General features: G+C 71.7%; 12 protein-coding genes. 5 read left to right on the top strand and 7 right to left on the bottom strand.

What is annotated here, in order from left to right; all coding sequences use genetic code 11:
* Positions 1 to 473: 473 nt before the first annotated feature.
* Together ACFWM2_RS27135 and ACFWM2_RS27130 are read left to right on the top strand one after the other, a co-directional pair.
* Positions 474 to 1,112: an IclR family transcriptional regulator gene (locus tag ACFWM2_RS27135; RefSeq protein ID WP_383285114.1), complete on the top strand. Its 639-nt coding sequence runs from the start codon at positions 474 to 476 to the stop codon at positions 1,110 to 1,112.
* Positions 1,113 to 1,322: 210 nt separating this feature from the next.
* On the top strand, positions 1,323 to 2,108 hold the full coding sequence (locus ACFWM2_RS27130) for a S16 family serine protease (protein ID WP_383285111.1): 786 nt from the start codon (positions 1,323 to 1,325) through the stop codon (positions 2,106 to 2,108).
* Positions 2,109 to 2,215: 107 nt separating this feature from the next.
* Here ACFWM2_RS27130 and ACFWM2_RS27125 read toward each other — a convergent pair whose 3' ends face one another.
* The 5 genes from ACFWM2_RS27125 to ACFWM2_RS27105 form a co-directional block, all read right to left on the bottom strand.
* The gene (locus tag ACFWM2_RS27125) at positions 2,216 to 3,217 is read right to left on the bottom strand and encodes a glycine betaine ABC transporter substrate-binding protein (RefSeq protein ID WP_383285108.1); all 1,002 of its coding nucleotides are present in this window, start codon (positions 3,215 to 3,217) and stop codon (positions 2,216 to 2,218) included.
* Positions 3,214 to 4,104, bottom strand: a complete 891-nt coding sequence (locus ACFWM2_RS27120; protein ID WP_383285105.1) for an ABC transporter permease — start codon at positions 4,102 to 4,104, stop codon at positions 3,214 to 3,216. The genes ACFWM2_RS27125 and ACFWM2_RS27120 overlap by 4 nt, the downstream gene beginning before the upstream one ends.
* The gene (locus tag ACFWM2_RS27115; protein WP_383285102.1) at positions 4,101 to 5,384 is read right to left on the bottom strand and encodes a betaine/proline/choline family ABC transporter ATP-binding protein; all 1,284 of its coding nucleotides are present in this window, start codon (positions 5,382 to 5,384) and stop codon (positions 4,101 to 4,103) included. Before ACFWM2_RS27115 ends, ACFWM2_RS27120 begins: the two co-directional genes overlap by 4 nt.
* Complete coding sequence (locus ACFWM2_RS27110) at positions 5,377 to 6,024, bottom strand: ABC transporter permease (protein ID WP_383285100.1); 648 nt, start codon at positions 6,022 to 6,024, stop codon at positions 5,377 to 5,379. The genes ACFWM2_RS27115 and ACFWM2_RS27110 overlap by 8 nt, the downstream gene beginning before the upstream one ends.
* 71 nt (positions 6,025 to 6,095) lie before the next feature.
* Positions 6,096 to 6,566, bottom strand: coding sequence for an Lrp/AsnC family transcriptional regulator (locus tag ACFWM2_RS27105; RefSeq protein WP_383285097.1), 471 nt, complete (start codon positions 6,564 to 6,566; stop codon positions 6,096 to 6,098).
* A 133-nt stretch (positions 6,567 to 6,699) separates the two neighbouring features.
* Between ACFWM2_RS27105 and hppD the strand changes: the two genes are divergently transcribed.
* Positions 6,700 to 7,845 carry a 4-hydroxyphenylpyruvate dioxygenase gene (gene hppD / locus ACFWM2_RS27100; RefSeq protein ID WP_383285094.1) on the top strand — a complete coding sequence of 382 codons (1,146 nt, stop codon included), beginning with the start codon at positions 6,700 to 6,702 and terminating at the stop codon, positions 7,843 to 7,845.
* A gap of 105 nt (positions 7,846 to 7,950) precedes the next feature.
* Here the strand turns inward: hppD and ACFWM2_RS27095 are convergent, their stop codons facing one another.
* Entirely contained in the window at positions 7,951 to 9,486 is a 1,536-nt protein-coding gene (locus tag ACFWM2_RS27095; protein WP_383285091.1) for a tetratricopeptide repeat protein, read from the bottom strand.
* Between the two features lie 92 nt (positions 9,487 to 9,578).
* On the opposite strand from ACFWM2_RS27095, the gene ACFWM2_RS27090 reads away from it, so the two are divergent.
* Positions 9,579 to 10,985 carry an FAD-binding oxidoreductase gene (locus ACFWM2_RS27090; RefSeq protein ID WP_383285088.1) on the top strand — a complete coding sequence of 469 codons (1,407 nt, stop codon included), beginning with the start codon at positions 9,579 to 9,581 and terminating at the stop codon, positions 10,983 to 10,985.
* A gap of 26 nt (positions 10,986 to 11,011) precedes the next feature.
* Here the strand turns inward: ACFWM2_RS27090 and ACFWM2_RS27085 are convergent, their stop codons facing one another.
* Positions 11,012 to 11,491, bottom strand: a complete 480-nt coding sequence (locus ACFWM2_RS27085) for an SsgA family sporulation/cell division regulator (RefSeq protein WP_383285085.1) — start codon at positions 11,489 to 11,491, stop codon at positions 11,012 to 11,014.
* A 363-nt stretch (positions 11,492 to 11,854) separates the two neighbouring features.
* On the opposite strand from ACFWM2_RS27085, the gene ACFWM2_RS27080 reads away from it, so the two are divergent.
* Positions 11,855 to 13,333 (top strand): RDD family protein, encoded by a 1,479-nt coding sequence (locus ACFWM2_RS27080; protein WP_383285081.1) that lies wholly within the window; start codon positions 11,855 to 11,857, stop codon positions 13,331 to 13,333.
* Positions 13,334 to 13,372: the final 39 nt, after the last annotated feature.

The following is a 13,372-nucleotide window of genomic DNA, read 5'->3' as shown; positions in this document are numbered from 1 at the left end:
GGCTCCACGGACCCGGCGCCCCCGGACCCCGGTGACTCCGCGCCCCCGTGGCTCCACGGACTCGGGGTGACCCCGATGACCCCGGTGAGACCGGTGACCCCGGTGGCCCCGGGGCGTGCGCCGCGCTCCCGGGGGCGTGCAGTTCAGTGATGCGCCTGGGGCACGCGCTGTGTGCAGGAGTGGTGCACACCGAGTGATGCGCCCCCCACGTACTGGGGCAAACAGAGCCACCGCGCCCCGGCACGTGACCGGATTCTGGACGGAGCCTTCCGCTGAGCGGACCGGCTCGCTACTGTCCCGCTACGCACACGCCCCGTGGCAGCGCCGCCGCGGAGCGCAGCCGTGAAGCGACTCCGCCCGGGACAACCCGGGTCGCTTGCCGACCGGCGGCCTCTGTAGCGCGTCGCCGACGGGACCGGTGACGCAACCGCCGCGCAGGGACCGCCGACCCTCACCACGAAGGAGTGGGCGTCGTGACCGCGGAGACTTCCCAGACGCTCGACCGGGGACTGCGCGTCCTCAAGTTGCTCGCCGACACGGATCACGGGCTGACCGTCACCGAGCTCTCGAACAAGCTCGGGGTGAACCGGACCGTTGTGTACCGGTTGCTGGCCACGCTGGAGCAGCACGCACTCGTACGCCGTGATCTGGGCGGCCGTGCCAGGGTCGGGCTGGGAGTACTGCGCCTGGGCCGCCAGGTGCACCCGCTCGTGCGCGAAGCCGCGTTGCCCGCGTTGCGCTCGCTCGCCGAGGACATAGGGGCGACCGCTCACCTCACGCTCGTCGACGGGACCGAGGCGCTCGCCGTGGCCGTCGTCGAGCCGACCTGGACCGACTATCACGTGGCGTACCGCGCCGGGTTCCGTCACCCGCTGGACCGCGGTGCCGCGGGCCGTGCGATCCTCGCCGCCCGCCAGGCCGTGGTCGAACCCGGGTACACGCTCACGCACGGGGAGCTGGAGGCGGGGGCGAGTGGAGCCGCGGCCCCGCTCATCGGCGTGACCGGGGTCGAGGGCAGCGTCGGTGTCGTCATGCTCACGGACTCCGTACCGGAGAGAGTGGGACCGCGGGTGGTGGACGCGGCCCGAGAGGTCGCCGAAGCCCTGCGCTGACCCACCCCGAGTCGCCACGCACACCCCGGCTCCCGTATGCGCGCCCCTGCCCCGAGCCTCCACCCATGGGCCCGGCTCCCGTACGCGCGCCCCCCGCCCCGAGCGCCCACCCACGCCCCAGCTCCCGCATGCGCCCCCACCCCGAGCCCCCACTCACGCCCCCGCGCCCCGAGCCCCAGCCGGTACGTGTCGTCACGTTAGATTGATCCCGTGCTCTCTCGCCTCACGCGTTCCCAAGCCGTCGTCGTCTGTGCCGTACCTTTCGTGGCACTGCTCGCCACGGCGGTGTTCGCGCCGCTGCCGTTCTCCCTGGCGCAGCCCGGCCTGACGGCGAACGTCCTCGGCGAGAACAAGGGCGACCCGGTGATCACGATCACGGGTGCGGCCACGCGCGCGACGGACGGCCAGCTCCGTATGACGACGATCGAGGCCACGGGTCCGGACGCGCACGTCGGTCTCGGCGAGGTCGTGGACAGCTGGTTCCGTACGGACCGGGCGGTGATGCCGCGCGACTCCGTCTACCCGAGCGGCGACAGCGTCAAGGAGATCGAGGAGCACAACGCCGAGCAGATGAAGGAGTCCCAGGACACCGCCGCCCAGGCCGCGCTGTCCTACCTCCACAAGAAGGACGTGAAGGTCACGCTCAAGCTGGCCGACGTCGGCGGACCGAGCGCCGGGCTCCTCTTCTCGCTCGGCATCGTCGACAAACTGGACGGCGACGGCAGCGGCGGCGACCTCACGGGCGGTCGCACCATCGCGGGTACGGGGACGATCGACCCCGACGGCAAGGTGGGCGCGGTCGGTGGAGTGGCCCTCAAGACCCAGGCCGCCCGGCGGGACGGCGCCACCGTCTTCCTCGTCCCGAAGGCGGAGTGCTCGGACGCCAAGTCGGAGCTTCCCAAGGGGTTGCGCCTGATCCCGGTGACCACCCTGAAGGGCGCGGTCGACGCGCTGGTGGCCCTGGAGAAGGACAAGGGCTCCGTCCCGAGCTGCTGAGCCGGGCGCCCCGACCGCCCGGCACGGTCACGCCGAACCCGGGCGCCCCGGCCGACCGGCACGGTCACGCCGAACCCGGGCACCCCGGCCGACCGGCACGGCCACGCTCAACCCCCCGTCACGAATCCCTCCTGCTTCATCCAGTCCAGCGCCACCTGGTGGGGATCCTCGCCGTCCACATCGACCTTGGCGTTCAGGGTCTGGGCCACGGAGTTGTTCAGCTTCTTGGTGATCGGGTCGAGGACCGTGGCGATCGCCGGATGCTTGCGCAGGGCCTTGCTGTTGATCTCGGGGGCGACGTTGTAGTTGGGGAAGAACTTCCTGTCGTCCGCCATCACCGCCAGGTGCATCGACCTGATGCGCCCGTCGGTGGTGAACACCTCGCCGTAGGTGCAACTGCCCTTGGCCACCTGGGTGTAGATGATCCCGGTGTCCATCTGCGTGACGTTCCCGGCGGGGACGCGCATGCCGTACGCCTTCTCCATGCCCGGCAGTCCGTCGGCGCGGTTGGCGAACTCGCTCTCCACACACAGCGTGACGGCCTTGGGGTCCGACTTGGCGAGCGCGGCGACGTCGGAGAGCGTCCTCGTGCGGTACTTCTTGAAGTTGGCGTCGTTCATGGCGAGCGCGTACGTGTTGTTGAGGGCGGACGGCGCCAGCCAGGTCAGGCCGTTCTTCGCGTCCGCGTCGCGTACCGCCTGCCACTGCTGCTGCGGGTTGGCGATGGGAGTGCCGTTGCCGAGATACGTGATCCAGGCGGTGCCCGTGTACTCGTACATGGCGTCCGCGTCCCCGCTCTTGACGGCCTCGCGGGCGCCGATGGAGCCCTGGATGCCGGTCCGGTCGAGGACGTCCGCGCCGGCCGCCTCGAAGGCGATGCCCATGATCGCGCCGAGGACCAGCTGCTCGGTGAACTCCTTCGAGGTGACGGTGAGATGGGCTCCCTTGAGCGGCTCGCCCCGGCCGATCGAACCCGGTCCGACGTCGTCGACCATGGGGGAACCGCTGGTCAGCCCGCAGCCGGATGCCAGCACCAGCGCCCCGGCCAGTACCCCGGCCCGCTTCGAACGCCGTACCCCGCTCGCTGCCACCGCTCCGCCCCGCCTCATGACCCCACCTCCAGCCCCCGTGGCCGCAGCAGCAGTTCGGCCAGCGAGGCGAGCCAGTCCACGAGCAGGGCGAGCGCGACCGTGAGGATCGAGCCGAGGACCAGGACCGGCATGCGCTGGGTGGTGATCCCGGTGGTGATCAGGACGCCGAGCCCGCCTCCACCGCCGAAGGTGGCGAGCGTCGCCGTACCGACGTTCAGCACGAGGGCCGTCCGCACGCCCGCGAGGATCAGCGGTACGGCCAGCGGGAGTTCGATGCGGGACAGGACGCCCAGGGAGGACATGCCGATGCCGCGGGCGGCCTCCAGCAGGGTGGGGTCGTTGGCCTTCAGGCCCGCGATCGTGTTGGAGAGGACCGGCAGGACCGCGTAGATGATGATGCCGATGAGGGCCGCCTTCTGGCCGGTGCCGAGCCAGATCACGAGCAGCGCCAGCAGGCCGATCGCCGGGGTGGCCTGCCCCATGTTGGCGAAGGTCATCGCCACCGGGGTCGCCCTGCGGAAGGCCTTGCGGGTCAGCAGGATGCCCAGCGGAATGGCGATGATCAGCACGAAGAACGTGGAGATGACGGTCAGTTGGACGTGCTGGCGCAGCGCCTTCCCCACCTGGCCGTTCGACAGCGCGTTCTCGGAGATCGAGTCGAGGTCGGCCTGCCGGAACCAGAGCCAGGTGGCGAGCAGTACGAGCACCAGGACCGTGGGCAGAAAGGTCAGCTTCTGCCAGGTGATCCGCCGCCGGGTGGCGGCCGGTGCCGGCGGCCCCCCGCCCTCGCCCGCCCCGGGATCTTCGCGTTCGCGATCGCCGTTGCCGTCACCGTCGTCGTGGAAGGCGAGTCCCTTGACCTCGTGCTCGCCCTCGGGGCGGTGCCTCGCCGGGGGAGTGGTCATGCCTGCGCCTCCCCGTCCTCGGCGCCCTCCTGCGCGAGGTGGGTCTGCTGGGCGCGTGCCTCCTCCAGTTCGTGCTGGTGTTCCATCGCGTCGAGCCGGTCGGCTTCGAGGAGTTCCTGCACGGAGTTCATCAGCGTCTCCATGTCGACGACTCCGATGTACTCGCCGCGCCGTCCGGTGACCGCGACCCGCCCCGTGTTGTCCGTGAGGACGGCTTCGAGGGCGTCCCGCAGAGTGGCGTCCCGGGTCACGGTGTCGTGCACCAGCGTGCCGGCCCGCGCCAGGGAGCCCCGCGCCCGCATCAGGTCGCCACGGCGCAGCCATTTGTAGGGGCGGCCCCGCTTGTCGAGCAGCAGGATCTCGTTCGTGCCGCTCGCCCGGAGCCGGTTGAAGATGTCCTGGAGCGGGTCGTCGACGGTGACCGTCGGATAGTCGGTGATCGCGACGTCCCGTACGCGCGAGAGGTTGAGCCGCTTCAGGGCGGCGCCCGCGCCGACGAAGCCGGAGACGAAGTCGTCGGCCGGGTTGGTGAGGATCGCCTCCGGGGTGTCGAACTGGGCGATGTGCGAGCGCTCCCGCAGGACGGCGATCCGGTCGCCCAGCTTGATGGCCTCGTCGAAGTCGTGCGTGACGAAGACGATTGTCTTGTGCAGCTCGTGCTGGAGGCGGATCAGCTCGTCCTGGAGATGGTCGCGGGTGATCGGGTCGACCGCGCCGAACGGCTCGTCCATCAGCAGGACGGGTGGATCGGCCGCCAACGCCCTTGCCACGCCCACACGTTGCTGCTGGCCGCCGGAGAGCTGACGCGGATACCGGCCGTGGAACTCGCCCGGGTCGAGGCCGACCAGGTCCAGCATCTCCTCGACCCGCGCCCTGATCCGCGTCCGCGGCCAGCCGACCATCTTCGGGACCAGGGCGATGTTCTGGGCGACCGTCATGTGCGGGAAGAGCCCGGAGGACTGGATCGCGTATCCGATCTTGCGGCGCAGTTTCACCGGGTCCATGTCGGTGACGTCCTCGCCGCCGATGCGGATGCGGCCGCCGGTCGGCTCGATCAGCCGGTTGATCATTTTCAGCGTCGTGGACTTCCCGCACCCCGAAGGGCCGACGAGGACGACGAGCTCGCCCGCCTTGATCTCCATGTTGACGGCGTCCACCGCGGGTTCCCGGCTGCCCGGGTAGCGCTTGCTGAGGTTCTCCAGCTCGATGGTGGCGCCGGTGGTGGACGCCTCGGCCGGTGGGGGAGCGGCGTCGGTGGCGGGCGCGGCGGGCTCAGGCACGGATCCCCCTCGGGATGGTCAGCCGTCCGACGACGACGTACGCGGCATCGAAGAGCAGCGCCAGGATGATGATCCCGAGCGTGCCGGCGAGCACCTGGTTGAGTGCGTTCTTGCTGCCCAGGGAGCTGATGCCACGAAAGATCTCGTTGCCGAGGCCCGGTCCCGAGGCGTATGCCGCGACGGCCGCGATGCCCATCAGCATCTGCGTGGAGACCCGGATGCCGGTGAGGATCGGCGGCCAGGCGATGGGCAGTTCCACCTTGAGCAGCCGGGTCAGGCGCGACATGCCGATGCCCTTCGCCGCGTCCACCAGCGACGGGTCGACCCCGCGCAGTCCCACGATCGAGTTGCGCACGATGGGCAGCAGCCCGTAGAGGGTCAGGGCGGTCACCGTGGGCGGGACACCGAGGCCCACGATCGGGATCAGCAGACCGATCATGGCGAGCGACGGAATGGTCAGGATGGTGGAGGTGGCGGTGGTGGCGAGGTTGCCCGCCCAGTCGCTGCGGTAGGCGACGACGCCGATCACCACGCCGATCAGGGTCGCCACGACCATGCACTGGAAGACCGCGCTGGCGTGTTGATACGCGTCCGTGAGCAGTTGCTGGTGGCGGCTGTTCAGGTACTCCCAGAAGTTCACGGACCCTCACCTCACGACGGTGTGCGCCCGGACTCGGCCCCGCGTCGACGGGCCGTCCGCGCAGAGCCGCGTCAGGAATCTCCCGACGCCTGCTCCACCAGCGGGATGATCCGCAGCGGAACGGGGTTCTCCATGACGATCGCCGTGGAGGCCCGGACGATGCCATCAAAACCGACAACCCGGTCGATCACCCGCTGGAGATCGGCGTTCGAGCGGGCAACGAGCCGGCACAGCATGTCCCCGGTGCCGGTCGTGGTGTGCAGCTCCAGTACCTCGGGGACGGTCGCCAAATGCGCCCGTACGTCGGCGCCTTGTCCCTGCCGGATCTGCAGGGTCGCGAACGCCGTCACCGGGTAGCCCAGCGCGGCGGGGTCGACCTGCGGGCCGAATCCCCGGATGACTCCATTCGACTGAAGCCGGTCGAGCCGGGCCTGCACCGTGCCGCGGGCCACTCCCAGCCGCCGCGACATCTCCAGGACCCCGATCCGCGGCTCCCGCGCCAGCAGCACGATGAGCCCGCCGTCCAGATGATCGATCGCCATGCGAGCCTCCGGGACCTCTCCGAGGTGGTCATCCTGTACAGAACGCCCGGTCGTCCGGGCCTCCCATTGGGCATATTGCCCTGTGATTACGCCAACTATTGCGCACCTTGCGGAACACGGCGACGCTTTCGACATGACTCAGACCACCCACCACACCCCCAGCACCGCGCGCGAGGCCGACCCCTTCCCGGTCAAGGGCATGGACGCGGTCGTCTTCGCCGTCGGCAACGCCAAGCAGGCCGCGCACTACTACTCCACCGCCTTCGGCATGCAGCTCGTCGCGTACTCCGGTCCGGAGAACGGCAGCCGCGAGACAGCGTCGTACGTCCTGACCAACGGTTCGGCACGCTTCGTCTTCACCTCCGTCATCAAGGCCGCCACCACCTGGGGCCACTTCCTCGCCGAGCACGTCGCCGAGCACGGTGACGGCGTGGTCGACCTCGCCATCGAGGTCCCGGACGCCCGAGCCGCCCACGCGTACGCCGTCGAGCACGGCGCCACCTCGGTCGCCGAGCCGTACGAGGTCAAGGACGAGCACGGCACGGTCGTCCTCGCCGCGATCGCCACCTACGGCAAGACCCGCCACACGCTGGTCGACCGCTCCGGATACGACGGCCCCTACCTGCCGGGCTACGCGGCCGCCGCCCCGATGGTCGCGCCGCCAGCCCGCCGCACGTTCCAGGCCGTCGACCACTGCGTCGGCAACGTCGAACTCGGCCGGATGAACGAGTGGGTCGGGTTCTACAACAAGGTCATGGGCTTCACGAACATGAAGGAGTTCGTGGGCGACGACATCGCGACCGAGTACTCGGCGCTGATGTCGAAGGTCGTCGCCGACGGGACGCTGAAGGTCAAGTTCCCGATCAACGAGCCCGCCATCGCCAAGAAGAAGTCCCAGATCGACGAGTACCTGGAGTTCTACGGGGGCGCCGGCGTCCAGCACATCGCGCTGAACACGAACGACATCGTCGAGACGGTACGCACCATGCGCGCCGGGGGAGTCCAGTTCCTGGACACGCCCGACTCGTACTACGACACCCTCGGCGAGTGGGCCGGCGACACCCGCGTCCCGGTCGACACCCTGCGCGAGCTGAAGATCCTCGTCGACCGCGACGAGGACGGCTACCTGCTGCAGATCTTCACCAAGCCGGTCCAGGACCGTCCGACCGTCTTCTTCGAGATGATCGAACGCCATGGCTCGATGGGCTTCGGCAAGGGCAACTTCAAGGCCCTCTTCGAGGCGATCGAGCGGGAGCAGGAGAAGCGCGGCAACCTCTAGGACGTCGCCCGGGCGCCCAGGACGTCAGCGAGTCACCCAGGGCGCCGGAACGTAAGAGTGTCAGCGAGTCACCCAGGGCGCCGGAACGGCCGGAACGTAAGAGCGTCAGCGCGTCGACGAGCGCCGCGGAGCGGGCGCCGACGGGGAACGGGGCGGCCGGGGCGCGGCCGGCGCCGCCGTCGGCTCCGGCGCGGACCCCGCGGACCCCGCCGACTCCTGCGGCGCCTCCTCGGGCAGTCCCTCCGCGGGGGGCTCGCCCAGGCCCGCCAGGGCCTCCTTGGCCGCCGGGACGAGGAGCGGGGAGAAGAACGGGTTGATACGGAGCGCCTCCGCGAGATGGCGGCGAGCCGGCCCGAACCACTCCAGATCGCGTTCGATCTCTCCGCGGTGGTAGGCGTACAACGCGCTGCGCACCCCGCCCCCGTGCTCCTTGTCCATGGCCCTCGTCGCGAACTTCACCGCTTCCTGGTTCTCCCCGGCCCGGTGCAGCGCCCAGCCCAGCGCGTCCGCGACGGCGATGCCGGGCCGCCGCTTCCACTCCTCGCGCAGCCGTCGTACGGCCGACTCCGCGTCCCCGTGGTCGGCCTCGAAGAGCCCGAGCACCAGCTCGTCGTGCACACCGTCCGCCTCCTCCTGCTGCACCCGCGTCCGCAGCAGGTCGTACTGGACCTGGGCGGCCCCGGCGAGCCCCAGCGACTCGTACAACTCGCCCAGCTCCAGGGCGTACTGCGGCGACGGCTGCTTGGTGAGCGCGGTCTGGTACGCCCGCAGCGCCTCCGAGGTACGGCCCAGCGCGGCCAGCGCCCGGCCCTGCCCGGCGAGGGCGGAGTGCTCGTCGGGGTCGGTGACCAGCGCGGCCGCGTACTGGCGCAGCGCGTCCTCCGGCTCGCCGCGCTCCCAGGCGAAATCGCCCGCCCGGGACAGCCAGGCGGCCTGCTCGGCGGGTGTCGTGGCGCCCGCGGCCGCGTCGGCGAGAGCCGCCGTCGCGTCCTCGCGCCAGCCGCGGTCCCAGTACACCTGGGCGGCCCGCGCCATGACCGTCGGCCCGGACCGCAGTTCGACGAGCTTGTCGAGCGTCCTGCGGGTGGCCTTGTAGTCGCCCAGCGCGTCGTACGCCTCGATCAGCTGCGGATACGCCGTCCACCGCTTCGGCGCCCGGGCCACCGCCGTCTCGCCCCACTTCTTCGCCGCCGGGAAGTCACCGCGCGCGTTGGCCAGCGCGGCCAGGCCGTTCAGTGCGTCCACGTTGTTCTTCGGGCCGGCCTCCAGCGAGGTGCGCAGCGCCTTCTCGGCCCTCGGGTAGTACGCGGGCGTGGCCGTCCGCCGCCCCTGTTCGACGTACGCGGCACCGAGCACCGCCCACGCCTGCCCGTCGCCCGGATGGGCCCGCAGATGCGCCTCGTGATCACCGATGAGCGCCGCCAGATCGGGCAGCGCCACGGGCACCCCGGCACCGACCGCCGTCACCGCACGGGCCACCGGACCCGGTGCGGGCGGCGCCGTCCGGTGCCGGTCAGGAGGCAGCAGCACCAGCACCCCGCCGAGCACCACACAGCCACCGACCGCGCCGATCAGCGCGCGCTTGAGGACGGGGGAGCGGCGCGGGCCGGCCAGAGACAGCTGTCGCGGTTGGATCTCCATGCCGCTCACTGTGCGTCAATACGAAGACCACATCCCGGCACGCGAAGGGTGCGGTAGACGGGGTTCACACCGATGGCCCCGGGTGCGAGGCTGTGATCATGAGCCGTATCGAAGCCCCGCGCGACGACGTCACGGGGAACCTCGTCGACCTTCTGCTGGCGGGCCTGCCGGGCGAGGCCGTCCTCACCGACCCGGACGTCACGGCCTCCTACGCGAACGACAGGGCGAGCTTCTGCGAGGCCGGCACACCGGCCGTCGTCGTCCTGCCGCGCACCGTCGAACAGGTCCAGCACGTCATGCGCACCGCGACCGCGCTGCGCCTCCCGGTCGTCCCCCAGGGCGCCCGCACCGGTCTGTCGGGCGCCGCCAACGCCTCCGACGGCTGCATCGTGCTGTCCCTGGTGAAGATGGACCGGATCATCGAGATCAACCCGGTCGACCGCATCGCCGTCGTCGAGCCCGGCGTCATCAACGCCACGCTCTCCCGCGCGGTCAACGAGCACGGCCTCTCCTATCCGCCGGACCCCTCCAGCTGGGAGATGTGCACCATCGGCGGCAACATCGGCACGGCCTCCGGCGGCCTGTGCTGTGTGAAGTACGGGGTGACGGCCGAGTACGTCCTCGGCCTGGACGTCGTCCTCGCCGACGGACGCCTGATGAGCACCGGCCGCCGCACGGCGAAGGGCGTCGCCGGGTACGACCTCACCCGCCTCTTCGTGGGCTCCGAGGGCTCCCTCGGCATCGTCGTACGCGCGGTGCTGGCCCTGAAGCCGCAGCCGCCCCAGCAGCTCGTGCTGGCCGCCGAGTTCGCCTCGGCGAGCGCCGCCTGCGACGCCGTGTGCCGGATCATGGAGGGCGGGCACGTCCCGTCCCTGCTGGAGCTGATGGACCGTACGACGGTGAAGGCGGTCAACTCCCTTGCCCGGATGGGCCTCCCGGAGACCACCGAGGCGCTGCTGCTGGCCGCCTTCGACACCCACGACCCGGCGGCCGACCTCGCCGCGGTGGGCGCCCTGTGCGAGGCCGCGGGCGCCACCCAGGTGGTGCCGGCCGAGGACGCGGCGGAGTCCGAACTCCTGCTCCAGGCACGGCGGTTGTCGCTCACGGCGCTCGAAGCCGTCAAGGGCACGACGATGATCGACGACGTCTGCGTGCCGCGCTCCCGGCTCGGCGACATGCTGGCGGGCATCGAGAACATCGCCGAGAAGTACGCCCTCACCATCGGCGTCTGCGCGCACGCCGGCGACGGCAACACCCATCCCACCGTCTGCTTCGACGCGGACGACCCGGACGAGTCCCGGCGTGCCCGCGAGTCCTTCGACGAGATCATGGCCCTCGGGCTGGAGCTCGGCGGCACCATCACCGGCGAGCACGGCGTGGGCGTCCTGAAGAAGGAGTGGCTGGCGCGCGAGATCGGCGCGGTGGGGGTGGAGATCCAGCGCGGCATCAAGGCCGCGTTCGACCCGCTGGGCATCCTGAACCCGGGGAAGGTCCTGTAGGGACCACGGACGGCGGGAGCGGCGGATCACTCCCCGTCCTTCGACTCGTCCGACGGCCACGGGTCGCACAGCCACAGCTCGTCGTGACAGCCCGGTGTCGGCGCGAGCAGCTCGGCGAGGCCGTCGTCGATACCGAGCTGCTCGGCCTCAGAGCCCGGGGGCACCGCCCGCAGGGTGCGCTCCAGCCAGGCGGACACCTGCGCGGCGGGCGCTTCGAGCAGCGCGTCGCCGTCGGGTGAACTCAGCGCCATCAGAACGACGCTGCGGCCCGCGACCTTCGTCGGCCACACCCGCACATCGCCGTGCCCGCACGCCCGGAACACCCCCTCGACCAGCAGCTCGCGGGCGAAGGTCCAGTTGACGGGATGGTCGGAGCCGATGTGGAAGGTGATGTGGACGGCGTACGGATCATCGGTGCGGTAACTCAGCAGGGCCGGCACCGGGATGCTCCGCTCCGGCGACAGGACGAGTTTGAGCTCCAGCTCGCGTTCCACCACGGTATGCATGTCGGGCACTTCCTCTCCAGGCACGGGGCCCTGAGGGCGGGCCCGTACGAGTGGAGAGCGCGAAAGGCCGGAATCATTACGCGGGTCCGGAGAGGTTTTTTCCGCTCGGCCTCCGCTCGGCCTCCGCTCGGCCTCCGCTCGGCTTCTGCTCGGCCTCCGCTCGGCCTCCGCCGGCCGCATCGAGGCAATCCGCCTGCGCCGCCCGGCTCCGCCCGTTGTGCACACCGGCCGGCCCGGGGGCGCGCGAGGTGGCGGATCCTTGCCCGAAAGGGGTGGGTACAGCGGGAGCGCCAGTGACGCGCGCGCCGGTCTGATAGATGTGGAGCCCCCAAAAAACCCCCGAGCAGATACGGGACGACGGACATGAGCGCCCCAACCCCGGCCCCCGGTGACGACAGGCCCCGCGAAGGGTATTACCCGGATCCCTCCATTCCTGGATATGTCCGGTACTGGAACGGCGCCGCCTGGGTGCCGGGCACGAGCCGCCCGGCGCCGAGCGACGGTGTGCCCCTCGCGCCGCCGCCCGGTGGGCGCCCGGCGTCCGTGCCCGCGCCGAGCCCGGCTCCGGCGGAGGAGACGGGCCCGCACTTCTTCGACGAGGACCCCGGGCTCGCCGCGGAGCCGCAGCGGGTGAGCCCGGCCGACGCCCAGCACGGCAGCCGGCCCGAGCCGGCGTCCGCCTGGGGCGCCGACCGCTCCCGGCAGACGGGCTTCGGCGGCGAACAGGACCGCCGGGTCTCCTGGGGCGCGGCCCAGGGCGCCGACCCGCGCGTCCCGCACGCGGCGGAACCGGGCGACGCGGTCGTCCAGCCCGACGGCAGGTCCGCCCGTACGGACGGCACGGCGACGATTCCCCCGGCCGAATCCGACCGGCGGTCCCCGCAGCCTCCGGCCTCGGGCGGCACGGTGGTCTTCCGCCGCCCCACGGCCGGTTCGGGGAACGCGCGCACGCCGTCCGCCGCCGGTGCCACGGCCGAGAACACTCCCGGCCTCCCCGGCACCCGCGAACCCCTCGCCGCCGAGGGCAACACGGCCTTCCGTGCGCCGTCCCCGCGCACGGAGCAGCAGGGCGGGGCGCAGAGCGGGGGCACGGGAGCGGCCGCCGCGACCCCGGCGCCGGCCGGTCCTCGGGCGACACCCGCCCCCGTTCCCCAGCAGACCCCTGCCCCGGTCCCGCAGACGCCGCCGACGGCCGCCCAGCAGGCCGGCGGGCCGATGAGTCCCGGTGCCGGCGGCGGTCAGCCGTCCTGGGCGCAGCAGGTGCACCGCCTCGCGGGGGCCGGCGACGAGGGGCAGCCCGTCGCGCCCTGGAAGCCGCCCGTCGACGACGTGTTCCAGGCGGCCGCGCGGGCCCAGGCGGCGGTCAGGCCGGCGGCGCTCGGCAAGCGGCTGGCCGCGCGGCTGGTGGACACCGTCGTCCTGGCCGGTGCCACCGCCGTGGCCGCGGTGCCGCTGGGCACCAGGGCGATCGACCACATCAACGAGAAGATCGACGCGGCGAAGCTGTCCGGCGAGACCGTCACCGTCTGGCTGCTGGACGGCACGACCACCGCGTACGCGGGCGTCATCCTGGCCGTCCTGCTCGTCTTCGGCGTCCTCTACGAGGCGCTGCCCACCGCCAAGTGGGGCCGCACACTGGGCAAGAGGCTCTGCGGTATCCAGGTGCGCGACATCGAGGGCGCCGAGCCGCCGACCTTCGGCCGGGCGCTGCGCCGCTGGCTCGTCTACAGCATCCCGGGCGTCCTCGCCATCGGCGTGATCGGCGTCCTGTGGTGCCTGTTCGACCGGCCGTGGCGCCAGTGCTGGCACGACAAGGCGGCCCACACCTTCGTGGCCGCCTGAGAAGGGATCGCGCCGGTCCGGCGGGTAGCCCGGACGGAC

It is taken from the genome of Streptomyces sp. NPDC058371 (assembly GCF_042723265.1).
Classification (GTDB): domain Bacteria; phylum Actinomycetota; class Actinomycetes; order Streptomycetales; family Streptomycetaceae; genus Streptomyces.
Note: the sequence above shows the minus strand (reverse complement) of the source record. Positions and strands in the feature narration are given on the sequence as shown.